This window comes from Mesorhizobium sp. WSM4906 (assembly GCF_029674625.1).
Lineage (GTDB): Bacteria > Pseudomonadota > Alphaproteobacteria > Rhizobiales > Rhizobiaceae > Mesorhizobium.
On sequence record NZ_CP121355.1, the window covers coordinates 3,674,212 to 3,699,615 of the forward strand.

24 protein-coding genes and 1 pseudogene are annotated in these 25,404 nt (G+C 63.2%); 11 read left to right on the forward strand and 14 right to left on the reverse strand.

The features are described 5' to 3' along the window. Positions 1 to 87: 87 nt before the first annotated feature. The 7 genes and pseudogenes from QAZ22_RS17455 to QAZ22_RS17485 all read right to left on the reverse strand — a co-directional run bounded on the left by QAZ22_RS17455 (position 88) and on the right by QAZ22_RS17485 (position 6,856). Positions 88 to 2,261 (reverse strand): annotated as a pseudogene (locus tag QAZ22_RS17455) (ASKHA domain-containing protein). Next, positions 2,200 to 3,174 (reverse strand): methyltetrahydrofolate cobalamin methyltransferase, encoded by a 975-nt coding sequence (locus QAZ22_RS17460; protein WP_278072923.1) that lies wholly within the window; start codon positions 3,172 to 3,174, stop codon positions 2,200 to 2,202. The pseudogene QAZ22_RS17455 and the gene QAZ22_RS17460 overlap by 62 nt, the downstream one beginning before the upstream one ends. 143 nt (positions 3,175 to 3,317) lie before the next feature. Next, a complete protein-coding gene (locus QAZ22_RS17465) occupies positions 3,318 to 4,409 on the reverse strand; it encodes a methylenetetrahydrofolate reductase (protein WP_278072924.1) in 1,092 nt (363 codons plus the stop codon). Further along, positions 4,406 to 5,005 carry a methylenetetrahydrofolate reductase C-terminal domain-containing protein gene (locus QAZ22_RS17470; RefSeq protein ID WP_278202001.1) on the reverse strand — a complete coding sequence of 200 codons (600 nt, stop codon included), beginning with the start codon at positions 5,003 to 5,005 and terminating at the stop codon, positions 4,406 to 4,408. Before QAZ22_RS17470 ends, QAZ22_RS17465 begins: the two co-directional genes overlap by 4 nt. Continuing rightward, positions 4,998 to 5,300, reverse strand: a complete 303-nt coding sequence (locus tag QAZ22_RS17475) for a virulence factor (RefSeq protein ID WP_041003951.1) — start codon at positions 5,298 to 5,300, stop codon at positions 4,998 to 5,000. The genes QAZ22_RS17470 and QAZ22_RS17475 overlap by 8 nt, the downstream gene beginning before the upstream one ends. A gap of 134 nt (positions 5,301 to 5,434) precedes the next feature. After that, positions 5,435 to 6,217 (reverse strand): formyl transferase, encoded by a 783-nt coding sequence (locus QAZ22_RS17480; RefSeq protein ID WP_278202002.1) that lies wholly within the window; start codon positions 6,215 to 6,217, stop codon positions 5,435 to 5,437. A gap of 63 nt (positions 6,218 to 6,280) precedes the next feature. Further along, positions 6,281 to 6,856, reverse strand: coding sequence for a DUF4893 domain-containing protein (locus QAZ22_RS17485; RefSeq protein WP_278202003.1), 576 nt, complete (start codon positions 6,854 to 6,856; stop codon positions 6,281 to 6,283). A gap of 120 nt (positions 6,857 to 6,976) precedes the next feature. Between QAZ22_RS17485 and QAZ22_RS17490 the strand changes: the two genes are divergently transcribed. Further along, positions 6,977 to 7,891 (forward strand): NAD(P)-dependent oxidoreductase, encoded by a 915-nt coding sequence (locus QAZ22_RS17490; RefSeq protein WP_278202004.1) that lies wholly within the window; start codon positions 6,977 to 6,979, stop codon positions 7,889 to 7,891. Positions 7,892 to 7,896: 5 nt separating this feature from the next. On the opposite strand, the gene QAZ22_RS17495 is transcribed toward QAZ22_RS17490, so the two are convergent. After that, entirely contained in the window at positions 7,897 to 8,526 is a 630-nt protein-coding gene (locus tag QAZ22_RS17495; protein ID WP_278202005.1) for a DUF1638 domain-containing protein, read from the reverse strand. Positions 8,527 to 8,578: 52 nt separating this feature from the next. Between QAZ22_RS17495 and QAZ22_RS17500 the strand changes: the two genes are divergently transcribed. Beyond that, positions 8,579 to 8,716, forward strand: a complete 138-nt coding sequence (locus QAZ22_RS17500; RefSeq protein ID WP_081296086.1) for an entericidin A/B family lipoprotein — start codon at positions 8,579 to 8,581, stop codon at positions 8,714 to 8,716. Positions 8,717 to 8,797: 81 nt separating this feature from the next. Here QAZ22_RS17500 and QAZ22_RS17505 read toward each other — a convergent pair whose 3' ends face one another. Beyond that, positions 8,798 to 9,496 carry a B12-binding domain-containing protein gene (locus tag QAZ22_RS17505; protein ID WP_278072931.1) on the reverse strand — a complete coding sequence of 233 codons (699 nt, stop codon included), beginning with the start codon at positions 9,494 to 9,496 and terminating at the stop codon, positions 8,798 to 8,800. Positions 9,497 to 9,766: 270 nt separating this feature from the next. Here QAZ22_RS17505 and QAZ22_RS17510 point away from each other — a divergent pair, with 270 nt between their 5' ends. The 5 genes from QAZ22_RS17510 to QAZ22_RS17530 all read left to right on the forward strand — a co-directional run bounded on the left by QAZ22_RS17510 (position 9,767) and on the right by QAZ22_RS17530 (position 15,842). After that, positions 9,767 to 11,341, forward strand: coding sequence for a trimethylamine methyltransferase family protein (locus tag QAZ22_RS17510; protein WP_278072932.1), 1,575 nt, complete (start codon positions 9,767 to 9,769; stop codon positions 11,339 to 11,341). Positions 11,342 to 11,430: 89 nt separating this feature from the next. Beyond that, positions 11,431 to 12,120 carry a 4Fe-4S dicluster domain-containing protein gene (locus QAZ22_RS17515; protein ID WP_278202006.1) on the forward strand — a complete coding sequence of 230 codons (690 nt, stop codon included), beginning with the start codon at positions 11,431 to 11,433 and terminating at the stop codon, positions 12,118 to 12,120. A gap of 103 nt (positions 12,121 to 12,223) precedes the next feature. After that, a complete protein-coding gene (locus QAZ22_RS17520; protein ID WP_278202007.1) occupies positions 12,224 to 12,955 on the forward strand; it encodes a dienelactone hydrolase family protein in 732 nt (243 codons plus the stop codon). Positions 12,956 to 13,134: 179 nt separating this feature from the next. Next, positions 13,135 to 13,698, forward strand: a complete 564-nt coding sequence (locus tag QAZ22_RS17525; protein WP_278202008.1) for an RNA polymerase sigma factor — start codon at positions 13,135 to 13,137, stop codon at positions 13,696 to 13,698. A 2-nt stretch (positions 13,699 to 13,700) separates the two neighbouring features. Continuing rightward, complete coding sequence (locus QAZ22_RS17530) at positions 13,701 to 15,842, forward strand: VWA domain-containing protein (RefSeq protein ID WP_278202009.1); 2,142 nt, start codon at positions 13,701 to 13,703, stop codon at positions 15,840 to 15,842. Between the two features lie 155 nt (positions 15,843 to 15,997). Here QAZ22_RS17530 and QAZ22_RS17535 read toward each other — a convergent pair whose 3' ends face one another. After that, positions 15,998 to 17,458 carry a winged helix-turn-helix domain-containing protein gene (locus tag QAZ22_RS17535; protein ID WP_278202010.1) on the reverse strand — a complete coding sequence of 487 codons (1,461 nt, stop codon included), beginning with the start codon at positions 17,456 to 17,458 and terminating at the stop codon, positions 15,998 to 16,000. Positions 17,459 to 17,627: 169 nt separating this feature from the next. On the opposite strand from QAZ22_RS17535, the gene QAZ22_RS17540 reads away from it, so the two are divergent. After that, the gene (locus QAZ22_RS17540; protein ID WP_278202012.1) at positions 17,628 to 17,846 is read left to right on the forward strand and encodes a hypothetical protein; all 219 of its coding nucleotides are present in this window, start codon (positions 17,628 to 17,630) and stop codon (positions 17,844 to 17,846) included. Between the two features lie 177 nt (positions 17,847 to 18,023). Next, a complete protein-coding gene (locus QAZ22_RS17545) occupies positions 18,024 to 18,302 on the forward strand; it encodes a hypothetical protein (RefSeq protein WP_278202013.1) in 279 nt (92 codons plus the stop codon). Between the two features lie 9 nt (positions 18,303 to 18,311). On the opposite strand, the gene bmt is transcribed toward QAZ22_RS17545, so the two are convergent. Together bmt and QAZ22_RS17555 are read right to left on the reverse strand one after the other, a co-directional pair. Next, positions 18,312 to 19,334, reverse strand: coding sequence for a betaine--homocysteine S-methyltransferase (bmt, locus tag QAZ22_RS17550; RefSeq protein ID WP_278207870.1), 1,023 nt, complete (start codon positions 19,332 to 19,334; stop codon positions 18,312 to 18,314). A 115-nt stretch (positions 19,335 to 19,449) separates the two neighbouring features. Beyond that, entirely contained in the window at positions 19,450 to 20,307 is an 858-nt protein-coding gene (locus tag QAZ22_RS17555) for a helix-turn-helix transcriptional regulator (RefSeq protein WP_278202015.1), read from the reverse strand. A 229-nt stretch (positions 20,308 to 20,536) separates the two neighbouring features. Between QAZ22_RS17555 and QAZ22_RS17560 the strand changes: the two genes are divergently transcribed. After that, the gene (locus tag QAZ22_RS17560; RefSeq protein ID WP_278202016.1) at positions 20,537 to 21,547 is read left to right on the forward strand and encodes a fatty acid desaturase; all 1,011 of its coding nucleotides are present in this window, start codon (positions 20,537 to 20,539) and stop codon (positions 21,545 to 21,547) included. Positions 21,548 to 21,622: 75 nt separating this feature from the next. After that, on the forward strand, positions 21,623 to 22,468 hold the full coding sequence (locus QAZ22_RS17565) for a PhnD/SsuA/transferrin family substrate-binding protein (protein WP_278202017.1): 846 nt from the start codon (positions 21,623 to 21,625) through the stop codon (positions 22,466 to 22,468). Here the strand turns inward: QAZ22_RS17565 and QAZ22_RS17570 are convergent. Then, entirely contained in the window at positions 22,430 to 23,776 is a 1,347-nt protein-coding gene (locus QAZ22_RS17570; RefSeq protein WP_278202018.1) for a Xaa-Pro peptidase family protein, read from the reverse strand. The two genes, QAZ22_RS17565 and QAZ22_RS17570, sit on opposite strands and share 39 nt — an antisense overlap. 15 nt (positions 23,777 to 23,791) lie before the next feature. Further along, positions 23,792 to 25,204, reverse strand: coding sequence for a glycosyltransferase family 39 protein (locus QAZ22_RS17575; protein ID WP_278202019.1), 1,413 nt, complete (start codon positions 25,202 to 25,204; stop codon positions 23,792 to 23,794). Positions 25,205 to 25,404: the final 200 nt, after the last annotated feature.

The following is a 25,404-nucleotide window of genomic DNA, read 5'->3' on the forward strand; positions in this document are numbered from 1 at the left end:
CGAAAACAGCGTTTCGGTTTCCGGATCTGGCGATCCGGAAACATTTGCATGCAAATGAAATCGAAGTGCGTTTGGCGAGAAGCAGGCCTATTCGCGGCCGCGGCGTGCCGCGCGCTCCTCGCGTGAGCGCCGGCGCGGGGTGGCATCGCCGGCAGCACCATCCTCACTCGTTGCCTTGCGCGGCGGCAGCTTCACAGCGGCCGCAAGCTTCGGGAACGGGTCGACCTTGTTCGGCAGCGCCATGGCGTAGACGAAGTGCTCCTGGAACTTCGGCTCCAACGCGGTCTCGATCTTCTCGATGCTGCTCACCGTCTCCTCGATCTCGCGGCGGTAGCCGCGATTGAGGAGCGCCATGCGCGCGCCGGCGCCGGCGGCGTTGCCGACAGCCTTGACCTTGTCGAGGTCGCAGTCGGGGATCAGCCCCAGCACCATGGCGTATTTCGGATCGATGAAGGAGCCGAAGGCGCCGGCGAAATGGATGCTGTCGACATGGTCGGTGTGCTGCTTTTCCATCAAAAGCTTGGTGCCGGCATAAAGAGCCGCCTTGGCAAGCTGGATGGCGCGCACGTCGTTCTGGGTGATGGTGATCTTCGGCTCGCCGTCCTTCAAAACGTAGGAGAAGGTACGGCCATTGGGGACGATGCGCGGCGAGCGCGCGGCCAGCGATCCATCGACGACGCCGTCCTCGGAAATGATGCCGGACAGATACATTTCGGCCACCACTTCGATGATTCCGGACCCGCAAATGCCGGTGACGCCAGTCGCCTGCACGCTCTCGGCGAAGCCGGGCTGATCGGACCAGAGTTCCGAACCGATGACGCGGTAGCGCGGCTCCAGCGTGTCAGGGTCGATGCGCACGCGCTCGATGGCGCCGGGCGCGGCGCGCTGGCCGCCGGAGATCTCCGCCCCTTCGAACGCCGGCCCGGTGGGAGAGGAGGCCGCCACCACGCGCGTGCTGTTGCCGAGCACGATCTCGGCATTGGTGCCGACATCGACGATCAGCATCATCTCGTCCTGGCGGTGCGGGCCTTCAGAGAGCGTGACAGCGGCGGCATCGGCGCCGACATGGCCGGCGATGCAAGGCAGCATATAGAGACGCGCGCCCTGGTTCAGCTTCAGGCCGAGGTCGGAGGCCTTGATGCGCACGGCGCCAGAGACGGCGAGCGCAAACGGCGCGCCGCCGAGCTCGGTCGGGTCGATGCCGAGGAACAGGTGGTGCATGATCGGATTGCCGACGAACACCGCGTCGAGGACGTCGTTGCGCTGGACGTTGCCTTCGGCGCAGACCTTGTCGACGAGGCCGGAAACGGCCTCGCGCACGGCGACCGTCATGCCTTCGCGGCCGTCGGGATTCATCATCACGTAGGAGACGCGGCTCATCAGATCCTCGCCGAAGCGGATCTGCGGATTAGAGGTGCCGGATGAGGCCGCGACACGGCCCGAGAGCAGCGATACCAGATGCATGGCAATCGTGGTCGAGCCGATATCGCAGGCAAGTCCGTAGGCCTCGTTCTTCAAGCCGGGCCACAGCGCGATGACGCGCGCGATATCGCTGTCGGCATCCTTGTGGATGGCGGCGGTGGCGGTCCAGTTGCCCTTGCGCAGGATGCCCTGCACCTGCGGCAGCAGATAGAAGTCGAATTCGAGGTTCTTGAGGCCCCAGTCCTTCATCAAGGCAATCTTGAGCCGGTCGAGGTCGCCGAGCGGCTTGTGCATGTCGGGTTCTTCGATCTCGACATAGCACATACGGATCGCCGTATCGCGGGCGATGACCCTGGTATCGGCGTCCTTGCGGATGGTCTGCGCGTTGATGACCGTATCCTGCGGCACGTCGATGACGAGGTCGCCGAGGATCTGCGCCGAGCAAGAGAGGCGACGGCGCTCCGGTAGGCCGCGCACGCGTTCGTAGCGCTCTTCCTTGGCGCCCTTCTGCGAAATGTGGTCGTTGGACGATATGATCTTGTGCTTGGCGAAATTGCCTTCCTGCACCTCGATCTGGCAGCGCCCGCAGGTGGCGCGACCGCCGCACACGCTCTCGACATAGACACCGAGCTGGCGCGCGGCGTCGAGCACCGGCGTGCCGACAGGGAACCGCCCGCGCTTGCCTGACGGCATGAACAGCACGAGCGGATCGGTTATGTTCGGGGGAGGGTTCATACGCGAATACCTCCCTCTGTCGAAAAAGTCACAATCTCTACCTTATGCCCTCGCCATGCGGGCTTCACGGCCGCCGCGGCGACGGCCGCCGGCAGCGGCGCCATCGCCGGGGGCGGTTACCGCCACCGGCGCGGCAACTGCATGACCGCCTTCGGCCGGTTTGTAGTCCTTGTAGGTGCGGATCCAGTTGGTGCAATTCTCGTCGGTACCGTTGAGAACGTTGGCGCCGCGTACGGCTTCCATTTCCTGCGGGCGGACCGGATTCATGATCGCCGACGTCATGCCGGCGCCGATCACCATCGGGATGAAGGCGGCGTTGATGCCGTGGCGGTGCGGCAGGCCGAAGGAGATGTTGGAGAGGCCGCAGGTGGTGTTGACCTTCAGCTCCTCGCGAAGGCGCCGCAGCAGCGCGAACACCTGGCGGCCGGCGTCGCCCAGCGCGCCGATCGGCATGACGAGCGGGTCGACGACGACGTCGTGCGCGGGAATGCCATGGTCGGCGCAGCGCTCGACGATCTTCTTGGCGACCGCGAAGCGGACATCCGGGTCCATCGAGATGCCGGTCTCGTCGTTGGAGATGGCGACGACCGGAACGTTGTATTTCTTGATCAGCGGCAGGATGGCTTCGAGCTTTTCTTCTTCGCCGGTGACGGAGTTGACCAGCGGACGCCCCTTGGCCACCTTGAGCGCAGCCTCGATCGCGGCGGTGACCGAAGAGTCGATGGACAGCGGCAGGTCGACGAGGTTCTGCACGATCTCCAGCGTCTGCACCAAAAGCGCCGGCTCGGTCGCATTGGGGTCGACGGCGGTGACGCCGGCATTGACGTCGAGCATGGTGGCTCCGCAGGCGGCCTGCTCCAGCGCATCCTTGATGACGGTCTCGAAGTTGCCGGCCACCATCTCGGCGGCCAGCTTCTTGCGGCCAGTCGGGTTGATGCGCTCGCCGATCACGCAGAAGGGCTGATCGAAGCCGATGACGATTTCTCGGGTGGCCGAGGCAACGATGGTGCGGGTCATGCGATCTCTCCGTCGGGATATAAAGAGTTCTTTATATCGTTATCTGATTTTGTTCAAGGCGGATGGTGCCAGCCGCGCTCTTGGACTCTAAGTTCATGTATGTCGTTGCCCCAAAACCGGTTCCCACTTTTGGGCGACATACATCAGTGCGCGGTCTTCACCATATCCACCTGGGTTTCGGTAATCTCGTCGTGCAGTATGTGGTCGAGCCGCTCGGCAACCAACTGATCGTCGCGGCGGATCTCCCGCTTCCAGGGCTGGCGGCCTTTCAGCACGCCCGATTCATCGACGATCTCGGCGACATACTCCTCCTGGCGATAGGCCATCACATGGACGCCGGCGACGCCCGGAATTTCCTTCACCTCGTTGATGATGTCGATGCAGAGCTGCTTGCCTTCCTTCTTCTGGTCCTGCGCGCCCTCGAGCCGCTTGATCACCGCATCGGGGATATGGATGCCCGGCACGTTGGAGCGGATCCATTTCGCCGTCTTGGCGGAGGCGAGCGGTCCGACGCCGCACAGGATGAAGACTTTTTCCGTATGCCCCAAGTCCCGCGCCTTCTGCATGAAGCTTTTGAACATCGGCACGTCGAAGCAATATTGCGTCTGGACGAATTGCGCGCCGGCGGCGATCTTCTTGCCGAGGTGGATCGGGCGGAAATCGTAAGGCGGTGCGAAGGGGTTGACGGCAGCACCGAGGAAGACCTGCGGCGGCGTCGTCAGCTTGCGGCCGGACAGGAACTTGCCGTTGTCGCGCATGATGCGGATGGTTTCGAGCAGCGACATGGAATCGAGATCGAACACCGGCTTGGCGCCCGGCTGGTCGCCGGCCTGAACGCCGTCGCCGGTGAGGCAGAGCATATTGGCGACGCCCATCGCCGCCCCGCCCAGCACGTCGCCCTGGATGGCGATGCGGTTCTTGTCGCGGCAGGCGATCTGCATGATCGGGGCGTAACCCATGCGGGTCAAAAGCGCGCAGATGCCGACCGACGACATGTGACAGTTGGCACCCGAGGCGTCGACCGCGTTGATGGCGTCGACCCAGCCGTCGAAGATCTTGGCGCGGTTGTAGACGTCTTCGGGATCGGCGCTGTCGGGCGGGTTGAGCTCGGTCGTCACCGCGAACTCGCCGCGGCGCAGCACGCGCTCCAGCCGGCCGCGCGAAGTGTGGCCCGGCAGGGGATCGAGCGGCAGGTGGATGCCCGCCGGATTCTCGTCGCGCTGGCGGGCGGTCATGCCGAAGCTCCGGGGTTCTGCACGTTCCGAGCCGTTTCACGCGCGGCGGCGGCCTGCGCGGTCACTCGCAGCCAGGCCGAGGTTTCGCGCAGCGACTGATCGACCGGCTTCTGCACGGTGAGGATCTTGTCGCCATGCACCATGTTGCGCGAACCTTCCCAGGCCTTGACCCAGACGCAGGGCATGTCCGGCTCGACCTCGCAATTGCCGTTGGCGCGCACGCCGCCGCAGGGGCCGTTGCGAAGCTGCTTGGGGCAATTCATCGGGCACGACATGCCGGTAGAGGAAAGCACGCACTGGCCGCACATGCGGCAGTCGAACATGAAGCCCTTGACGCGCTTCTCGACGAATTTCACCGGAGCTTCGACACGACCATAGCCGATGCCCTTCCACAGAGGATGCAAAAGCAGGAAGACGTCGGCGAACCTGCTGTAGAACCATTCGAGCAACCGCGAGTGCCGGATAGACCATAATCTCACGGCAAAAGTGCGCTGGACGCGCCGCTGCGGGGACACGTCCGCAGGCTTGTAATCGGACTTCGGCGCTGCCTTCTTGACCAATGTGGCCTGGGTAACCGCCGGCTGTTTCTCAGACATTTTCTTTCCCGCCAGCCTTGACCAGAGCGACCAGCCGCTCGCGGTCATATTTCGCGTCGAGTTCCTGATAGGCCTTCTCGACCTCGGCCTCGATGTCGTCGCCGACCGGAACCGGATCGGCCTTGCGCCATTCGGCCAGATAATCGTCGGTGCCGCCGGCCCCGGTGCGCATGGCGCACATGTCGATCGCCTCGGTGAAGCGCAGCGGCAATTCGCGCTTGGCGTTCTGCCGGCCCTTCTTGACGATGACCTGCGCAGGGATGTCGCGCCAATAGACGACGATCAGATCGGCCATGAATTCTCAACTCCTCGATGTTGGGAGCATTGCCGCATGCGCCGTTGGGCCGCTTGTTATGGGACGACGCGCGCGCCTTCAAAAGCGACGCTGTCGATGACGCAAAGCGAACGCTGGGAGCCGCAGCCGGCTGACTACCAGACGCGCTTCGTCAGGCCGGTCCAGAGATAGAACCAGATCGTCGGGTGAAACCACTGCTTCGAGGGCAGGCCGGGATCGATCGTCGCGAGCTTTCCGGCCAGTGCGTCGCTGACCGCCTCGACGCAGACGTCGCGCGAAAACGCGGCCTGCCGCAGCGCGTAGCTGGCGATGGTGTCGCCATGCTTCGGCTTGCCGCGCGCCTGCTTCAGCACGCCGCCGGTGTCGACGCCGGCATCGACCAGATGCACGGTGGTGCCGAAATTCCCTTGATCGCCGGAGGCAAGCGCCCAGTATCCGCCATTCATGCCGCGATATTTCGGCGCGATGCCGGCATGATAGTTGAGCACCGGGCAAGGCATCTTCGCGAGCGTGTCTTTCGACAGCAGCCGGCAGCCGGCGAGCAGCACGACGCCCGGCTTGAGGTTTGCAATCTCTTTGAGGCATTCCGGCCCGTTGGCCGACGGGACATGGATGATCGTATGGCCGGGGCGAGGCTCTGTCTCGAGCTTCTCCTCGGCTATCAGGCGCGCCGCATGGCCGGCGAGGAACCGCTTGCCGAGCCTGGTCAGCACCATGGTGCCGAGCTGGCCGATAGCGGAGACCCAGCCCTGGCGGCGGGCGCGGCCGAGCAGCAAACGTTTTTTGGATTCAGGGGTTTCGAGGATGACGCGGACGGGGCCGACGCGATCGGCGATGGCGTTGACGATCGCCCAGATATGCGGGCCACCCTCGGTGACGACCACGACCGGTCGCGGACTGGATTCCGACGCTGCCATGGCAAGCACCCCCTCTCAAGTCGGGCGCATGCTAGTGCGAGCGGGTTAACCCTTGGTGAGCCGTCAGCGCTTGAATTCCATGACGTCGAGCTTCGATTCGTAATAGGGCGCGGGCAACTCGATGCGCCATTCCGTCGCGCTGTTGCGGAAGGCGTAGCCGACCTGGTCGCTTTCGGGACCGCTGCCATAGGGCTTGGCCTTGTCGTCATTGACCGAGAACGAGCCGAGATAGATGGCGCGCTTCTCGCCATCGTCGAAGAAGCGGCCGGCGGTGCGCTGCGAGCCGCTGATCTTCTGCAGTCGCCAGCCTGAACCGTCGTCGCTCACCTTGCATTTGAACCAGCCATAGATGACGAGCGGGCTCAAGCCGCCGACCTTGATGGTGCGGCATTTCCAGTTGCCGGTCAGGTCCTTGTCGGAGAAAGCGACCAGCGGCTTGGCGAGCAGAGCATCGAGTTGCTTGACCTCGGCAGGATCGCCAGCCTTCGCTTCCTCGAGGGCCGCCTTGCGCGTCTCGCCATATTTGTCGAGCCGCGCCTTGTCGGCGGCGGTGATCAGCTTCTGCACCTCGCCATCGGCATGGGCCGGCAGGGCAAAGCCGACAAGGCAAAGGGCGGCAAGCAGCAGGCGAGGGGTCATGGATGATTCCCGGATCGGAGGCTGGAATAGCGGTTTCTCGGTCTGGCGCACAACTTACCCGTTCGCCGATCGTTGTCATCCGTGCTTAACAGCGTGACGTCGGAAATGACGGTTTGATCGATGCGTATCTTGCTCACAGGATCATCGGGCTGGCTGGGCAGCGCGCTGGCGCCGAGGCTGCGCGGCCTTGGCCATCAGGTGATCGGCCTCGACCCGGTTGCGTCGTCGCAGACCGAGGTGGTCGGCTCGGTTGCCGATCGCGAGCTCGTGCTGAGGACCGTCGGCGAGAAGGGCATCGAGGCCATCGTCCATAGCGGCGCGCTGCACAAACCGAACATCGAGCGCTATGAGAATTCGGACTTCGTCGCGACGAACGTGCAAGGCACGCTCAACCTGCTCGACGCGGCGGTGGCGCATGGAATCCAGCGTTTCGTCTTCACCTCGACGACATCGCTGATGATTTCACAGGCGATCCGCGCCGGCTTCCAGGGCGGCGCGCGCAAGGCCGCCTGGCTGACGGAGGAGATGTCGCCGGAGCCGCGCAACATCTACGGCGTCACGAAGCTTTCCGCCGAGCATCTCTGCCGCCTCTATTATATCGAGCACGGCCTGCCGGTGGTGGTGCTGCGCACGGCCCGCTTCTTTCCCGAGGCCGACGACATGGCGCATGCGATCGAGCAATCAGACGCCAATACGAAGGCGAACGAGTTGCTGTTCCGCCGGCTGACGGTAGAGGACGCGGCGGAAGCCCATGTCGCGGCGCTGGAGAAGGCGCCGAGCCTTGGCTTCGACATCTTCATCGTCTCGGCGCCGACACCGTTTCGGCCGCAGGATTGCGCCGAGCTGATCGCCGACGCGCCTTCCGCCGTGGCACGTTATTTTCCTGATTATCCCAGACTCTATGCGAGGAAAGGCTGGACGATGTTCTCCTCGATCGACCGCGTCTACGATCCGTCGCGAGCGAGGGAGAAGCTGGGCTTCGTCTGCAAGACGAGCTTTGCCGATGTGCTGGCGGCGCTCGAAGCGGAGGCGTGAGGCCGTCAGGCGCCGGACGCCGCCCGCGCCAGTTCGCCGGTCAGATCTCCATAGCCGGTCGAGCGGCGCTCATAGGCGAGGCCGAGCAGGGCAGCGGCTTTCTCGGCAACCTTGTCGAGCTCCGGATCGTCGGTCTGGGCGAGATAGATCAGCTTCTCGTAATTGCCGAAATAGTCCTTGATCAGCTCGGGATGCCGGTCGAGGCCGAGCGGCTTGATGAAGAAGGCATCGAACTGGCGGCAGAGGAAGTCGGTCATGTAGAACGACATCATGTCGCCGTCGGCGACCTTCGCATAGGCGTCCATGCCTTGGTAGAAGGCAAAGCAGTGCGGGCCGGCCATGCGCTCGACGCCGTGCTTTGCGATCACGCGGTCGAGCAAGCCGCCGGTGCCGCAGTCGGCATAGCCGACGAAGATATGCTGGTAGCCCTGCGCTTTGGCCTTCTCGATCGCCTTGTCCATCGCTGGCGCGATGCGGTCCGGATAGAAGTGGAACTCGGCCGGCAGGCAGGTCAGTTCGAGATGATCGAGCTTTAGCTGTTGCTTGACGGCCAAAATTTCGCGCGCAATCATCCCGCAGGCGATGACGAGCAGCCTGTCCGTTTGATTCGGTTCCGTTTTTTGCGTTTTGACCAAGTCTGACCGGCTTTCGCTGCGGGGCTAATATCTGTCGAGGGAGACACCGTTCATGAAACTGCTACGCATCGCGCCGATGGCCATCCTTGCCTGCGCGCTTGCACTCACCGCCTGCGCCAACACCATTCGGGGCGTCGGCAAGGATGTCAAATCGACGGCAAGGGCGGTCAAGGACACTGTCGCCAACTGATCGGCAGCCTTTCCATCATCTGGGAACAAAAAAGCCGCGCTGCAAGGCGCGGCTTTTTTCGATCCATCCTGATGCCTTGGGTCAGGCGGAAGCGCGCACGTTGTGCTTGCGCTTCATGAAGTCCTTGGCGGTCTCGACCGCCACGGCCGCGTCGCGGCAGTAGGCGTCGGCGCCGACGGCCTTGCCGAACTCCTCGTTGAGCGGGGCGCCGCCGACCAGCACGACATAGTCGTCGCGGATTCCCTTTTCCTTCATCGTGTCGATGACGACCTTCATGTAGGGCATGGTGGTGGTGAGCAGCGCCGACATGCCGATGATGTCGGGCTGATGCTGCTCGATCGCGTCCAGATATTTCTCGACCGCGTTGTTGATGCCGAGATCGATGACGTCGAAGCCGGCGCCTTCCATCATCATGCCGACGAGGTTCTTGCCGATGTCGTGGATGTCGCCCTTGACGGTGCCGATCACCATCTTGCCCTGCTTGGGCGCGCCCGTGGCAGCAAGCAGCGGGCGCAGGATGGCCATGCCGGCCTTCATGGCGTTGGCCGAGAGCAGCACTTCCGGAACGAACAGGATGCCGTCGCGGAAATCCTCGCCGACGATGCGCATGCCTTCGACCAGGGCTTCGGTCAGCACCGTATAGGGCTGCCAGCCGCGCTCTAGAAGGATATGCGTGCCTTCCTCGATCTCTTCCTTCAGCCCGTCATAGAGGTCGTCGTGCATCTGCTGCACGAGTTCCTCGTCGGAAAGCTCGGAAAGGATGATCTCGTCGTCGGACATTTTTTCTCGGGCTCCTTGCTGCTCGGAATGCTTGCTGCAGCTTATAAATCGATGCGCCAATACCTAACCCGCGAGGGCAAGGTAGCCATAGCTGATTTGCGACTTCCCGCAAAAGGAAAGCGACTGAAAAGTTGGCGCTTTTCTTGTCGATTTTGCGACAGGCGTTGGCGCTGGCGGGCCGTTTCCAGTAGGGTGCATGGCTACGATCCGGCAAGAAGCGGCGACAAACCGGCCGCGAGCCAATTCAGGTCAAATCTAGGATGGACGATCATGAGCGATAACGCGTCAGTCGAGCAGGAAGCGTCGGGCGGAAGACGCGGACGCGGCGCCAGCGGCGGCGCGGCGGCCAGACGCGCGGCACGCGCCGGCGGCGGCCCGGGCACCCAGCTCACTTATATCAAGCGCAAGATCAACGTCTACGAGGTCCTCGACGAGGAAGGCCTGGCGCTGATCGAGAAGAACACCGACACCGTGCTGGAAGAAATCGGCATCATCTTCCGCGACGACGCCGAGGCGCTCGCACTGTGGAAAGAGGCCGGCGCCGACGTGAAGGGCGAGCGCGTGCATTTCCCCAAGGGGCTCTGCCGCTCGCTCTTGAAGACCGCGCCCTCGATCTACACCCAGCATGCGCGCAACCCCGAGCGCTCGGTGCAAATCGGCGGCAAGGCGACTGTGTTCGCGCCGGTCTACGGCCCGCCCTTCGTGCGTGACCTCGACGGCAATCGCCGTTACGCCACACTCGAGGATTTCCAGAATTTCGTGAAGCTCGCCTATATGGCGCCGTCGATCCATCACTCGGGCGGCACGGTGTGCGAGCCGGTTGACGTGCCGGTCAACAAGCGACACCTGGATATGGTCTACAGCCACATCCGCTACTCGGACAAACCGTTCATGGGCTCGGTGACCGCGCCGGAACGCGCCGAGGACACGGTGGCGATGGCCAAGATCGTGTTCGGCGACGACTTCGTCGAGAACAACACCGTGCTGACTAGCCTGATCAACGCCAACTCGCCGATGGTGTTCGACGAGACGATGCTCGGCGCGCTGAAGGTCTATTCGCGCCATAACCAGGCCTGCATCGTCACGCCCTTCATCCTGGCCGGCGCCATGAGCCCGGTGACGGTCGCCGGAACGCTGACGCAGATCCTGGCCGAGGTGCTGGCGGGCGCCTCATTCACGCAGCTGATCAGGCCCGGCGCGCCGGTGCTGTTCGGCACGTTCGCCTCGTCGATCTCGATGCAGTCCGGCGCGCCGACCTTCGGTACGCCGGAGCCGTCGCTGGTCTCCTACGGCGCGGCGCAGCTCGCCCGCCGGCTCGGCCTGCCGTTCCGCACCGGCGGCTCGCTCTGCGCCTCGAAGATCCCGGATGCGCAGGCGGCGTATGAGAGCGCCAACACACTGAACTCGACGATCCTTGCCGGCACCAATTTCGTGCTGCATTCGGCAGGCTGGCTCGAGGGCGGTTTGGCCTCCTGCTACGAAAAATTCATGATGGACATCGACCAGCTCGGCATGACCCAAAAATTCTCCGAAGGCGTCGACCTGTCGGAGAATGGTCAGGCGATGGATGCCATCCGCCAAGTCGGTCCAGGCAGCCACTACCTCGGCTGTGACCACACGCAGGCGAATTTCCAGACCGCCTTCTACCGGTCCAACATCGCCGACAACAATTCCTACGAGCAGTGGCTGGCCGAAGGCGAGAAGACGGCGCCGCAGCGCGCCAACGAGCTCGCCCGCCGCTGGCTGGAAAGCTACGAGGCTCCGCATCTCGATCCGGCGATCGACGAGGCGCTGAAAGACTTCATCGCCAAGAAGAAAGCCTCGATGGCCGACGCCTTCACTTGAAAGGAGCCCGAGTCAGGCCGGGCTAAAGTCGCCAACATCATCCACAAGGAAGTCTGGCGGAGCGCGTTCTCCGACCCGGACCGGAAGGGATGATTCTTTCGCGCGGCACGATTGAAGGGGTCGCGGCCGCGCTTGCCGCCCATGGCCTGATCCCTCGCGGCGGCTTCCACTTCGCAAGCGACGAAGCCGCGCCTGCCGGGCTTTCGGGTGCGCCCGCAAAGTCCGCCCTCCTGGTCGGACAGGCGGGCGCCGCACCCTGGCCGCATTTCCAGCGCTGGCTCGAGGGGCAATCGCAACCCATCGCCGATCCGCTCGACACGTGGTCGCGCGAAGTGATCGGCAGGGTCGCGCAACAGTTCGCCGCCCGCGCCGTGTCGCCCTCCGATCGGCCCTATCTGCCATTCCAGCAATGGGCGATGCGGGCCGAAGGGCTGAGGCCGTCGCCGCTCGGCATCCTCATGCATCCCAAATACGGGCTCTGGCATGCCTACCGCGGCGCGCTGCTGTTCGAGGAGGAGGTTTTCCTCCCCGAGCCTCACGAATCGATTCATCTTTGCGACACATGCCTCGAAAAACCCTGCATGAAATCCTGTCCGGTCGATGCCTATTCCGAGCAGGGTTTTGCCCATGATGCCTGTCTCGGCCATGTGCGTGGTCCCAGCGGCGAGCCTTGCCGCACCGGCGGCTGCCTGGACCGCAAAGCATGTCCCTACGGCACGGACTATCGCTATCCGCCGGAGGTTCAGGCCTTTCACATGGCAGCGTTTGCGCGCCTTTAGGATCAAAGCCGCCAGCACGAAATCTTGAACGGCGGGCTCCGGGATTGTCTTGCCGGAGCGCTCCAGCCGGATATCTATCCCGCGACCGTCGACGGAGAGCATCATGGCCCGAAAAGACATCGAGATCGAAACCGAGGACGGCAAGGCAAAGGCCCGGCTTTTCCGACCGGCTGCCACGGCCAGAGCCGGCGTCGTCCTCTACATGGATATTTTCGGTCCGCGCCCTGCTCTCGACGAGATGGCCGAACGCCTGGCGGGGCACGGCTATGGCGTGCTGGTGCCCGACTTGTTCTACCGCAGTGCGCCCTACGGACCGTTCGATCCCAAGACCGCTTTTGGCGAGGAAAGGACGAAGGCTGAACTGACGGCGTTGAGAAGTGCGACGACGCAGGACATGACGACCAGTGACGGCGAGGCCTTCCTCGATGCTCTGGCGGCCGAAGGCTTTGCCGGACCTGTCGGCGTCGTCGGCTATTGCATGGGCGGCGCGCGGGCGTTGAACGCTGCGGCGGCTTATCGTGGCCGCATAGCCGCCGCAGCCAGCTTCCATGGCGGCAATCTGGCAAGCGACGCGCCCGACAGTCCGCACCTCAAAGCGGCGTCGATCAAGGCGCGCGTCTATATCGGCGTCGCCGGCGTCGACGGCAGCTTTCCGCCGGAGCAGTCGGCGCGGCTGGCCGAGGCCTTGCGCGTGGCGGAGGTCGACCACGTGATCGAGAACTATGTCGGTATGGCGCATGGCTGGTGCGTACCGGACCATGGCGTCTTCGACAAAGCCGGCGCCGAGCGGCACTGGAAGCGACTGACCACGTTCTTTGGTGAAACACTCGGATAGGCTTCGCCTTCAGATTGCGAAGATGGCGCGCTTGGCGCGAACCTTCGGATGTTCGCCCTGCCCCTCATCCGTCCTCCGGACACCTTCTCCCCCTGATTGGCGGGAAGGAAGTTATGCCTTCGCAAAAAAATCTTTCCATCGCCCCAAGGATTGGCCATTAGCCTTCGTCCAACAGGCAAATGACGGCGATGATGCTGGACGACAGCGAAGCCTCCGATGCCGAATTGATCGGGCGGGCGAAGGGCGGAGACAGGGGGGCTTTCGGCAAACTGCTCGAAAGGCACTATGGCTTCGTCTATCGCGCCGCCTATCGCTGGTGCGGCCGGAAGGCCGACGCCGAGGACATCGCCCAGGATGTCTGCGTGCGGCTCGGCCGGGCGATCCGCGACTATCAGGGCAACGGCGCCTTCACGACATGGCTCTACGCCATGACGCTGAACGCGTCGCGCGACATGATGCGCAAGCGCGCCCGCGACGCCGCCAAGACAGAAGCCTTTGGCACCTATGCGCTGATTGCGGGGGAGGGCTCGGCGGAAAGCCAGGACCCCATCGAGGCGCTGTGGGCAGCGGTACGCATGCTGCCCGATAAGCAGCGCGATGCGGTTCTGCTCGTCTATGGCGAGGGCATCAGCCACGCTGCGGCGGCGGACGTGATGGCGATCTCGGAGGCGACGGTTTCCTGGCACATCCATGAAGCGAAGAAACGGCTGAAGGTGCTGATGCGTTCAGCCGGGGAAGTGTGACCATGGTCGATGACAACGAACTGGAAAGGCTGCGCGATCTGGCAGTTCCGGCGCCTGACGGCGAGGCGAAGGCGCGCGCGTTTGCCGCGGCGATGCACGCCTTCGACGGCCAAGAAAATATTTCGACCGTCCCCCAAGGAACGCCGGCAGGTCTTCGTCTCACGGAGCGAGCAAGAACGCTCTGGAGAGAGATCATGCAACGGAAACTCATTGCCACGCCGGCCATCACCGCGCTGGTCGCGCTGCCTATCGCCGGATATGCCGCTTTTGAGATGTTGAAGGAGCAGCCGCCAGTCATCGGCGGCAACGAAGGCAAGGTGACCGAGACGGTGGCCGACAAGCCGGTGGCGCAGAAGCCTGCGAGCAATGGGCTGGCGACCAACGAACCGCTGGCGGCCGCGCCCGCCAAGGAGAAGAAGACCGACGGCGATAGCGAGGATCGCCTCAAGGATGAGGCGCAGATCGCGCCGGCGGCGCCGAAGCCGGCGACCGAGGTGGACAGTCTGCTCAAGCAGGAGGTTGCGCCGGAAGCTATGCCGGCACCGCCGCCCGCGCCGGCGGAGAGCGGCCAGCTTGCAGCCGGCGGACGCGCCAATGCGCAAGCACCCGCAGCCACCATGCGGTCTGCCGAGATGCCTGCCGGCAGGGCCGCCGTTTCCAAGCTGATGGTGCAGCCTTCGCCCATGCCGGCCGACCAGATGCAGCCGCAGGAGGAAAACCGCGACCGCATCGAGACCTTCAAGACCAATCCGGTGCATGCAACCGCCCAGGATCCGGTCTCGACCTTCTCGATCGATGTCGACACCGCCTCCTATTCCTTCGTCAGGCGTTCGCTGAAGGAAGGTATTCTGCCCGACCCGGACACTGTCCGAGTAGAGGAGATGATCAACTACTTCCCCTATGACTGGAAGGGTCCGGATTCAGCTTCGACGCCGTTCAACTCGACCGTCACCGTCATGCCGACGCCCTGGAACCAGCGCACCAAGCTGATGCATGTCGCCATCAAGGGCTTTGACGTGAAGCCGGCCGAGCAGCCCAAGGCCAATCTGGTGTTCCTGATCGACGTGTCGGGCTCTATGGACGAGCCGGACAAGCTGCCGCTGCTGAAGTCCGCCTTCCGGCTGCTGGTCAGCAAGCTGAAGCCCGACGACACCGTCTCCATCGTCACCTACGCCGGCAATGCCGGCACGGTGCTGATGCCGACCAAGGCGGTGGAGAAGCAGAAGGTCCTTGCGGCCATCGACAATCTCGAGCCCGGCGGATCGACGGCCGGCGAGGCGGGCATCAAGGAGGCCTACAAGCTTGCACAGCAGTCCTTCGTCAAGGACGGCGTCAACCGCGTGATGCTCGCCACGGACGGCGATTTCAATGTCGGCCAGACCGATGACGACGATCTCGAGCAGCTGATCGAGAAGGAGCGCAAGACCGGCGTGTTCCTCTCGGTGTTCGGCTTCGGCCGCGGCAATCTCAACGACCAGATGATGCAGACCATCGCCCAGAACGGCAATGGCACGGCGGCCTATATCGACACGCTTGCCGAGGCCGAGAAGGCGCTGGTCGAGGACGCATCCTCGACGCTGTTCACCATCGCCAAGGACGTCAAGATCCAGGTCGAGTTCAACCCGGCCAAGGTCTCGGAATATCGCCTTGTCGGTTATGAGACCCGCGCGTTGAAGCGCGAGGATTTCAACAACGACCGCGTCGATGCCGGAGACATCGGCTCCAGTCACTCGGTGACGGCGATCTATGAGATCACACCCAAGGGCAGCGGCGCCGAGCAGGTCGATCCTCTGCGCTATGGCGAAGCGAAGGTCGACAATGGCGGCGTCGCCAATGCCGACGAATATGCCTTCGTCAAGATCCGCTACAAGCTGCCGAACGAGGACGTCTCCAAGCTGATCACCACGCCGGTGACCGCCGCCAACGAGGTATCGTCCTTCGACCAGGCAGGAAGCGACCAGCGCTTCTCGGTCGCGGTCGCCGCCTTCGGGCAGAAGCTGCGCGACGAGGACCAGACGGCGAATTTCGGCTACGACCGCATCCTGGAGATCGCCAACGCGGCCAGAGGCGCCGATCCGTTCGGCTATAGAGCCGAATTCCTGTCGCTGGTGCGTTTGGCCTCGTCGCTGGGAACCAGGCCGTGAACCCCTTGGGTGCAGGGCGGACGGCTTGCCGTGTCCGCCCTGCACCTATAGCGAACAAATTCTGCAGCGCAACCGAATGACGCAACGAACTGCAGGCAGGTATCGATGCCTCGCTGGGCAGCTATTGCACGTAACTGGTCGCAGCCCGGCGAATCCTATAGCTCTTCATCGACGCGCCGCAGGATTGCGCGATAACGGTTGCATACGTCGGGATCCTCATAGAAGTCCACTTCCGTATCTACGATGTCGTCCAGGCTTAGTCCGCGATAATGCGCCTTTACCTTTGCCAGGACGTCTTGCGCTTGCCTGATTTCGCCGAGTTCGGAATGGCAGATGATAAGACGAATGAGCGACCACGGTGTCACAGTCGCCATTTTCGCATAGCAGGCCGCCGCCTCGCGATATCGCCCGGCCGTCGTCAGCAGGACGCCACGGAAGTCGTCATACCATCCCACGGCGTATGGGTCGCGGCGCTGGGCTTCGGTTATTTCATCAAGCCCTTGCTCCGGCCTGTTCGTATGATTGAGGAAAATAGCGCGGATACTGAGAATGAATGGGTCGTTCGGATTGAGCGCAACCGCCCGGTCAAGGCTGAATTCAGCCTGCTTGAATTGGCGCAGGTACAAGTGAGCGAAGCCGGTGGCGAGATGCCCATAGGCTTCGTCGGGATCAAGGTCCAATGCTGTTCTGGCGATCTCCAGTCCGGAATGCAAATGACCGGGATTGTTGTAGTCCCAATAGTATTTGATGGACTCCACAAAGCTCAGCATGGCGTGGGCGGCGGCAAACTGCGGATCGAGCTTCACCGCCTGGCGCAGAAAGGGTTCTGCTTCAAGCACGGTTTCATAGACGGCCGCGAGTTGCAGCGCCCGCAGGTAGAACTCATAGGCCGACATATTGTTGGTCGGCCTGGCCCTGGCGCGCGACGCAATCGCGGTTCTGGCCTGGCGGGCCAGACGGGCTGCGATCATCCGGGTGATTTCGTCCTGGATGGCGAAAATGTCGTCGAGTTCCCGGTCGTAGTGCTCGCCCCAGACATGAGCCATCGCGGGCGCATCGGTCAGCTGTACGGTGATCCGTACCCGGTTGTTGATCTTGCGCACGCTGCCTTCGACAACGTACTGGACGCCAAGTTTCCTTGCCACCTCCGCCAGATCATTCGCCTTGCCACGGAACTGACGGGAGGAGTTCCGTGCAGTAACCAGGAACTCCTTGAACTTGCCGAGCTCAGCGATGATGTCTTCGGTAATTCCGTCGCTGAAATAGTCTTGCTCCGGGTCGCCGCTCAGGTTGTCGAAGGGAAGTACGGCGATGGACGGTCTGGACGGCGCCGTAGCCTCCGCCGCAGCCGCGAAGGGCCTGGGACCGGCATATTTATAACCGCGCCCATGCACGGTCACGATCATCTCGGCAGGCAGCAGCTTTCGAAGCGCCGAAATGTGGACCTGCAGCGTGTTCTCCTCCACCACCAGGCCCGGCCAGACCGTAGCGAAAAGTTCGGTCTTGCCGATCACTTCATCCGGCTTATCGAGCAGCATGGCTAGGATGTCGAAGGAGCGGGCCGAAAGCTCAACCGGCCCATTTGGCCCCAGCAACTGCCGTTCGGCGCGCTTCAAACGATAGTTCCCAAATTCCAAGTCCATTGGCCAAGAACCCGTCCCCTCGCGGCCAAGATAGTCGAAGATGACCCTGAAGGCGAACTTCAGGGCTGTTCAGGACTCTTCAGGTCCGCACCAAGGACCTGAGCGGGAAGCGGTGTCATCCTCACCATTGCGGGAGGACACCATGGCTGACATCCCCACCACCGCCCCGACTGCCCGCCGACGCCTCAATCTGCCGCGGCTAGTCTTTCCAAGGCTCGCAATCGGCGTATCGCTCAATGCCATGTCCAGCTTGATGGGCGAAGCGCTCAAACTGGCCTACGTGGACCCCTACGCCAGTGTTCGCCGCCAGGCGCCGGCCGCCCCGGACGACGATCTCGAAGGCCGAGATCCCGTCTGGTGACCTGCAAGGTCCTCACCGAGCGGTGGTTCAGCAGGAGCTTCCGGGTCAGCCGCGGGATATCTGGCTTGGGGCAGACCTGCCGGCCTCGCCGATCGTTAAATTGCGTGGCTTTTCCGGAACCTAGTCGCAATGACCTTCTGTTAGTCGAAACTGATAGAGGACTTTGAGGGGCTGGAATTGCATATCACCGGGAACGTGTCGTCGGCTGCGGGCAATCTTCAGGCGCGAGCGCCGTCCGCTCCATCGGCTGAATCCGCGCGTATCAGGAACGATGTCGATGCTGCCCGCAACACGGCGCTCTCCGCGCTGAACAACGACCGCTTCCGCGTGATGCTGGAGCAGATCAGCGACCCGCGGGCGTCCGGCACGTTGATGACGATGAGCGCCGACAGCAACAACACCGCCGGTACCGACCTCAATACGGTGCTGTCGCGCTACGACGAAAACAGCCAATAGAAAGGAGCGTCAGGCGCGGCTGCGCCGGCGTTCGCGACGGCCTTCGCCAGCCTCGGCCGAACCGGCCGAGGCGATCTTGTTGCGCATCGGACCGATGCGCTCGACGATGGTCTCGACGGTCGGGCGCACGGACTTGGTGTGACCGTCGAGCGCCTTGCGCATCGCGGCGAGGTGAGCGAACGAGGTGCCGCAGCAGCCGCCGACGATTTTCGCGCCGGCATCGACCGCCAGCCGGACATAATCGGCCATCAGCTCGGGCGTGCCGGAATAGTGGATCTCGCTGCCGCGGAATTCCGGAATGCCGCAATTGCCCTTGACGATCACGGTGGCTTCCGGCTTGGCGTCGGTCATGTCGAGCAGCGAGGCCAGGATGTCGGCCGCGCCGACACCGCAATTGGCACCGACGCCGAGCGGAGTCTGAGACAGCCCATCGGCAACGCTGTGGATGTCCTTCGGCAACAGCCCCATCATGGTGCGGCCGGCCGTGTCGAAGGAGCCGGTGTAGGTATAGGGCAGGCCGACGCGGATCGCCGCTTCGGCCGCGGCGCGGATCTCGTCCGGCGCCGACATGGTCTCGATCCAGGCGACTTCGGCGCCGCCGGCCTTGAGACCCTCGATCTGCTCGGCAAAGGCATCGACCGCGTCCTCATAGGTCATGGCGCCGAGCGGCATCAGCAGCTCGCCGGTCGGGCCGATGGAACCGGCGACGATCACCTTGCGGCCGGCCTTGTCGGCGACCGAGCGGGCGATTTCGGCGGCGCGCTTGTTCAATTCGCCAACACGGTCCTGGGCATGATGCAGCTTCAGCCGGTGACGGGTGCCGCCGAAGGAATTGGTCAGGATGATGTCGGCACCGGCGTCGACGAAATTCTGGTGGAGTGTGGCGATGGTTTCGGGCGAGGTCTCGTTGAGCAGCTCGGGCGCTTCGCCGGCCTCCAGTCCCATCGCGAACAAATTGGTGCCGGTGGCGCCGTCGGCCAAAAGCACGCCCTTTTCGGCAATCAGTGCGTCGATCGGATTGGTCGCGGTCATGGCTTTGGCTTTCATATCCTGAATTCGAATAACGATATAAAGAAGTCTTTATATCTAGTCAATGAATTTGCAGGTCGCGACAGCACCCTTGCGGCCACCTTCGCGATGGCAGCGTTCAGACAGAGCCGGAGGGGAACGACATACCGGCCAGCCTCTGCGTGAAGCTCGCCGCCTCATGCGCGTTGATGTCGGCGGCGCGGATCAGATTGTCGAAATGGCTGGTCAGGGTGCGGACCGGCTGGGTGGCGTTCAACACCAGATACATGTCGCCGACATAGATCGCGGCGCGATAGGGACCGAAGATCGTGTAGGGGATAGAATAGCGCATGCGGCCGTCGTAGAGGAACAGCCGGAAGGTCGGGTAAAGGTCGTCGAGGAGCGTTGCCATGTGCAGCAATTGCCTGCGACGCTCGGCTTCCGGAAAACGGTCCCATATGCCCAGACCGCGCGCGAAGATCTCCAGTGTATGGCGCGGCATGCAGACTTCCATGTCGGTCTCGGGCCGCCTGTTGTAGTCGATGCGGTACTGCGTTTCGCCGGCCTGCGCCTCGCGGCTCTTGTTGGCGATGCCCGCCTCGTACTCGACCAGCGCCTCGGTGCGTAAAAGATCCGGAATGCCCGCCGGGACGTAGCGGATCTTCGTGCCGGCCGCCTCGGCATGCCATTTGGCAAGCAGCGTGCGGTCGAAGCCGTCCGGCGCCTCTTCGATCTCCAGGCTTTCTCTTATTTCGCCGGTGACGCCTTCGTCCTGGCTCAAGCCCAGCAGCCAGTCGAGCGACACCTTGAACTCGGCGGCTATGTTGAGAAGCGTCTCGGCGCGAGGCAGGCGGGTCGAGGCGCCTGACAGCAGTTGCGACAGCGCCGAACGGTCGATGCCGACAGCCGTCGCGAAGGCCGACTGGTTCAAGTCGGAGCGTGTCAAGAGCAATTTCAAACGCTCCCGGAAGATCGTCGACAGATCACGCTTGTCCATGCCGCAGCTCCTGCCTGAGGGAGGAAAAATTTGCGCCAGTACAGCATTCGGCTGCTGCGAAGGCGTAAATGAATCTCCGAATTTGTTTACAATCTATAACATTTGCCGCCAAAAATGCGCAATCGCAACAGTTTGTGCGCTTTGTCGCGTTGCGACAACGAAAGGCTCCTGACACAATGTTGTCAGGAATCAAACTGGTTCCGGCGACTGGAAGGCAGTGGTCGATAGCATGACTGGCATAAGCAAGAGACGCAGCACCAAACCGGCCGTGGAATGGCCGACCGTATTCCTCGCACTCTTCTGTTACGGCGCCTGGCTCGCCACGGGTTTCCTGCTTTGGCCTTCCTATCCGCTGCTGGCGCTCGCCGTCCTGGCCGTGATACTGGCACTGCAGTCCTCGCTCATGCACGAAGTTTCGCATGGCCACCCGACCCGCAACGCCAGGATCAACGAAGCCTTCGTCTTCCTGCCGGTCGGCTTCGTATGGCCGTTCCGCCGCTTCAAAACGATCCACCTTCGCCATCATGCCGACGAGCGGCTGACCGATCCGCTGGACGATCCGGAAAGCTATTACCAGGCGCTCTGGATGCATGAGGAACTGCCGCCGGCGATGAAGTTCCTGCTCAAGATCAACAACACCATGGTCGGCCGCTTCATTCTCGGCCCGTGGCTGTCGTCGATCGGCTTCTTCATCGATGACGCCAGGCAGATTGCCGCCGGCGACAAGACGATCCGCAACGCCTGGCTGCTGCATGCCATCGGCCTTGTCGTGGTTGTGCCGATCGTGACGTTGGCCTTCGGCATCCCGCTCTGGCTCTACATACTGGTGCCGGTGTGGTTCGGCCAATCGCTGATCTCGGTGCGCACCTATGCCGAGCACCAGTGGTCGGAACATCCGGAGGGGCGCACGATCATCGTCGAGCGGTCGCCGCTGTCGTTCCTGTTCCTCAACAACAACCTGCATTTCGTGCATCACAAGAGCCCGACGGTCGCCTGGTACAAGCTGCCGAAGATGTTTCGCGATCGCCGCGAAGAATGGCTGCGGATGAACAACGGATATGTCTATCCGAGTTATTTCGCGCTGATCAAATCCTTCGCCTTCAAGGCCAAGGAGCCGGTGGTGCACCCGGTGCTGCGCCGTACACCGGAGCCCGGCCGTGCCTTCAAGCCGCGCATCAGGGCGCGTAATGTGAATGGACTTGGAACGGCTCCAGTGCCGGCCGAGCCGCCCAAAGAGTAATTTCGACTTTCCGCGACGGCTTTTTCTCGCGGAACGCAGGCGCCGATGGCCGCCGGTCATTGAAAGCTATTCATCATGAGCAAGTTGGTTGCGGCCTTGCCGATGTATGACTGGCCCGAGGTGCGTGGCGAGGTCGACGCGCAATGGGCGCGGCTCCGCGACGCTTTCCGGCAGAGAGGTATCGACGCGCCGGAGAAAATGGCGCGCAGCAATCGCGATTTGCCGCCGGTGCCAGGCGGTATCCGCGACGGTACCGGAAGACTGATCGCGCCCGACCCGACGACATTGCCCCCGGACGATTTCGATTTTCACCAGCTTTGGCTGAGCCCTGCGCTGCTCTTCGGGCAAACCTGCTGGGGACCGATGGGACTCGGCCTGGCCGCGCATGTGCAGGTGATTGCCCAGCCAAGCTATGACGAGTTCGAAGGCGGGCAGGGCGAGCTCTATTCCAGCGCGCTGGTGATGCTGGCCGATGGCGGGCCGTCGGTTACCTCGCCCGAGGATGGCAAGGCCGTCATCCCGCTCGATCTCGTCCGCGGCAAGCGCTTCATCTTCAACAATCCGGATTCCATGTCCGGGCTGCTGGGGCTGACGCGCGACCTGGAGGCGATCGGCGAAACTCCAGACATCTTCGCCTCGCGCAGCGAAAGCGGCGGCCACCGGTCGTCGATCGTCGCCATCGCCGAGGGCAGGGCCGACGTCGCCGCCATCGACTGCCAGAGCTGGGCGTTGGCCCAGCGTTTCGAGCCGGCGGCGAAGCATGTCAAGGTCGTCGGTTGGACGGCAAGGCGCAAGGGCCTTCCGTTCATCACCGCGAGGACTACGCCGGCCAATGTCGTCGCATCCATGCGCGAAGCCATCGCCGGGCTTGGCCTGGAAGGGTCAGTCGCCAAGCAGCCTTTCGTCGAGCGGATAGGCTGAGAGCTTTTCATTGCCGGTCTCGGTGATCAGGATCTGCTCCTCGATCTTCACGCCCTCGCGTCCACCCATCCTGCCGATGTAGCTTTCCACGCAAAGCGCCATGCCGGGCTCGAGCACGCCGTCAGGCGTGTCGTCCGTCCAGTCAACGGCATGCGGCAAGGTTGGATATTCGTCCGCCAGGCCGACGCCGTGGTAGAGCACGCCGTAGCGCGTCGGGAAGCAGTCTCCGGGTGGCACCGCAGAACGCTCGACGAGATCGCGAAACGAGATGCCCGGCCGCAATAGGCTGGTGTTGTGCGCGATCTGGTCGGCGGCGATGCGGAACAGGTCGCGCTGCTCGTTCGATGGCCTGCCGTCGCCACAGAGCCATGTGCGCGAAAGATCGGCGCAAAATCCATAGGGGCCGATGAGGTCGGTGTCGAAGGCGACGAGGTCACCGTCCTCGATCACGCGCGACGAGCATTCCTGGAACCAGGGATTGGTGCGCGGGCCGGACGACAGCAGCCGGGTCTCGATCCATTCACCGCCGCGCGCGATGTTGCCGCGATGGAGCTCCGCCCACAATTCGTTCTCGGAAATGCCCGGCCTCAGCGCCGCTTCCATCTCGCCCATTGCCGCCTCGCAGGCGACGACCGCGCGGCGCATGGCAAAGATTTCGTCGGGCGACTTGATCAGGCGCGCGTTCTCCATCACAGCCTCCCCGTTGCCGACCGTGATGCCGCGGCGGGCAAGCTCGTCGACGCCTTCCGGGTTGATGTGGTCGACGGCGATGCGGCGATTGCCGCCGCCGTGCTCGGCAAGGAGTTCGGCGATGCCGGCTCCCCAGCGGCGAACCTTCTTGTCGGTCAGCTCGCCGCTATAAAGATACATCCACGACACAGCCGGTCGCACCTCGTCGACGACCCCGGCGTGATCCGACAAGTGCTCACAGGAGAAATAGTCGAACAGCACCACCGGGCCTTCGGTGGCGACGAAACAGTGGCGGGTCGGGTTGTGCGCGACCCAAAGCTGCATGTTGGTCGTATCGGTCGCGTAGCGGATGTTGACCGGGTCGTAGAGCAGGGCGCCGGCATAGTCGCGACGCCTGAGCTCGGCGCGGATGCGTTCGAGCCGGTATTTTCGCATCGCCGGCAGGTCGGGAACGGCAATGCCTGCGGCCGCCCATTCGGCTTCGGCCTGTGCGCCATAGCCCAGGACGTGCTGGTTGAGCGCGGCAGCCTTCTCGCGGGAAGCCTCGCGCAGCGCTTCGACGGAGCCCGGTTCGAAGGGCATGATCTTGCGGTGGCGGCCGAAGCGAAATTTGTCCATGCGGTCCCCCTGCGCCTATTGCACCGCGATCTTGTGAAGCCTGGTGATCGTCACCTGACGGGTTCGCGGCGTGCCTCCGAGCAGCTGTGGCACCTCGATGCGCCGATGGATGGTGTCCATCACGTAGCCCGCCTTGGCGATCCTGTCGAAGATGACCCCGACGGGCTCCCTGTCATCAGCCAGGACGAGCACCGCCGGCTCGCGGATCGACTGGCTGAAGTCAGGTATCTCGTCGTCGAGTATGACAAGATCCGGATCGACCAGCCGCAGATTGCCGACCCAGAACCAGCTTGAGACCACTGTGCCTACCGGTCCGTCGGCGGTGATCTGGTCGTAAAGCGAACGATAGTCCATCCGCACGATACGGCCGCGGTTGTCGCCGCCGTTCAGATGCATGTACCAGCTTGCCGGTAACGCCAGAATGGCAAGAACGGCGCCGACGAAGACGATCGTGCCTTGCGTCTTCCGGCCTCTGTCTCCCATGGCGTCGAGCCGCATGGCAAGGGCGACAGGCAGCAGAACAAAAACAGGGAGCATCCAGCGATCGCGAAATTGCGTCACGCCGCTAACAAGAACCACGACGAGCGTGAGCAACAAGGCGAGGGCAATCGCCCGCCAGACCAACTTTTCGGGCCACGATGCCGCCACGGGTGATGGTGCGGATTCCTTGCGTGCCAGAAAGAAGGCGAGGGCGAAGACCGCGATCGGAAGTCCGGCGAAGTTGAGTATCGCATTGCCAAGGCCAAGAATGCCGAGAGATGCCGTTTTCGCCGCGCGGCCGCCCTCAACGCCATCGAAGCTCCCGCCGTGCGCCAGCAGGTCTCCCAGATGCGTGAGGCTCCAGTAGAATGTCGGCAGGCAGGCAAGGATCGCCACAACCACGCTGATCAGGAAACGGCGATCGAAGGTCGTCTCACGTGTCTCGCGAAGCGACAGCGCCGCAAGGAACAGCGCGGCGAGAAAGATCACCACATTGTATTTCGACAGCGTCGCCGCGGCCGTCGCCAGGCCAAGCAGCACATAGGCGGCCGTCGAACGCCGTTTCTGCAACTCGACCACCGCCAGAAGCAGCAGCGACGAAAAGGAGAAAACCGCGATCGAATGGGTGAGGGCGTGCTGCATCTCCCACACGATCTGAGGAAAAAGCAGCAGGCCGAACATCGCCGCGGCGGCCGCGCGGTTCGAGTAGCCGAAGCGGCGCACCGCTGCAAAGGACGCGATCAACCCACCGGCCAGCAGGGCGTATTTGACGATCTTGAGCGCGAAGATGTCGGTGCCGACCAGCGATGCGGTGAGGATGCCGAGCCAGGTGTATAAAGGCGGCTGAGAGCTGCCATAGCCGGCCGTCAGGAAGCGCATCGCCATCAACTGTTCGGCGTCGTCGACGCCGACGCCCGTGCCCACGACGTGGGACGAGAGCGTCATCATCGCGATCTGGACAAGGCAGTATGCAAGAGCAAACGCGATCGGGGCGCTAAATGGGCCGACCCGTTCATCGCAGAGCCAGTTGGTCCATTTCTCTAGCTGCCGCAAAGGGGTCGTCTTCTCACTGATGCGTTGGTGGCCGGTTGTCTATATAGCCGGCCACCGGCGCGATCCGAAAGCGGTACATTCAGGGTGAAACCGCG

Coding starts and splice junctions, on each gene's coding strand:
- QAZ22_RS17570 (WP_278202018.1), bottom strand. CDS start 23,776: ATGGACAAATTTCGCTTCGGCCGCCACCGCAAGATCATGCCCTTCGAA.
- QAZ22_RS17515 (WP_278202006.1), top strand. CDS start 11,431: ATGATTCTTTCGCGCGGCACGATTGAAGGGGTCGCGGCCGCGCTTGCC.
- QAZ22_RS17510 (WP_278072932.1), top strand. CDS start 9,767: ATGAGCGATAACGCGTCAGTCGAGCAGGAAGCGTCGGGCGGAAGACGC.
- QAZ22_RS17540 (WP_278202012.1), top strand. CDS start 17,628: ATGGCTGACATCCCCACCACCGCCCCGACTGCCCGCCGACGCCTCAAT.
- QAZ22_RS17460 (WP_278072923.1), bottom strand. CDS start 3,174: ATGACCCGCACCATCGTTGCCTCGGCCACCCGAGAAATCGTCATCGGC.
- QAZ22_RS17505 (WP_278072931.1), bottom strand. CDS start 9,496: ATGTCCGACGACGAGATCATCCTTTCCGAGCTTTCCGACGAGGAACTC.
- QAZ22_RS17555 (WP_278202015.1), bottom strand. CDS start 20,307: ATGGACAAGCGTGATCTGTCGACGATCTTCCGGGAGCGTTTGAAATTG.
- QAZ22_RS17470 (WP_278202001.1), bottom strand. CDS start 5,005: ATGTCTGAGAAACAGCCGGCGGTTACCCAGGCCACATTGGTCAAGAAG.
- QAZ22_RS17520 (WP_278202007.1), top strand. CDS start 12,224: ATGGCCCGAAAAGACATCGAGATCGAAACCGAGGACGGCAAGGCAAAG.
- QAZ22_RS17500 (WP_081296086.1), top strand. CDS start 8,579: ATGAAACTGCTACGCATCGCGCCGATGGCCATCCTTGCCTGCGCGCTT.
- bmt (WP_278207870.1), bottom strand. CDS start 19,334: ATGACCGCGACCAATCCGATCGACGCACTGATTGCCGAAAAGGGCGTG.
- QAZ22_RS17575 (WP_278202019.1), bottom strand. CDS start 25,204: ATGATGACGCTCTCGTCCCACGTCGTGGGCACGGGCGTCGGCGTCGAC.
- QAZ22_RS17565 (WP_278202017.1), top strand. CDS start 21,623: ATGAGCAAGTTGGTTGCGGCCTTGCCGATGTATGACTGGCCCGAGGTG.
- QAZ22_RS17465 (WP_278072924.1), bottom strand. CDS start 4,409: ATGACCGCCCGCCAGCGCGACGAGAATCCGGCGGGCATCCACCTGCCG.
- QAZ22_RS17490 (WP_278202004.1), top strand. CDS start 6,977: ATGCGTATCTTGCTCACAGGATCATCGGGCTGGCTGGGCAGCGCGCTG.
- QAZ22_RS17480 (WP_278202002.1), bottom strand. CDS start 6,217: ATGGCAGCGTCGGAATCCAGTCCGCGACCGGTCGTGGTCGTCACCGAG.
- QAZ22_RS17485 (WP_278202003.1), bottom strand. CDS start 6,856: ATGACCCCTCGCCTGCTGCTTGCCGCCCTTTGCCTTGTCGGCTTTGCC.
- QAZ22_RS17560 (WP_278202016.1), top strand. CDS start 20,537: ATGACTGGCATAAGCAAGAGACGCAGCACCAAACCGGCCGTGGAATGG.
- QAZ22_RS17525 (WP_278202008.1), top strand. CDS start 13,135: ATGACGGCGATGATGCTGGACGACAGCGAAGCCTCCGATGCCGAATTG.
- QAZ22_RS17475 (WP_041003951.1), bottom strand. CDS start 5,300: ATGGCCGATCTGATCGTCGTCTATTGGCGCGACATCCCTGCGCAGGTC.
- QAZ22_RS17530 (WP_278202009.1), top strand. CDS start 13,701: ATGGTCGATGACAACGAACTGGAAAGGCTGCGCGATCTGGCAGTTCCG.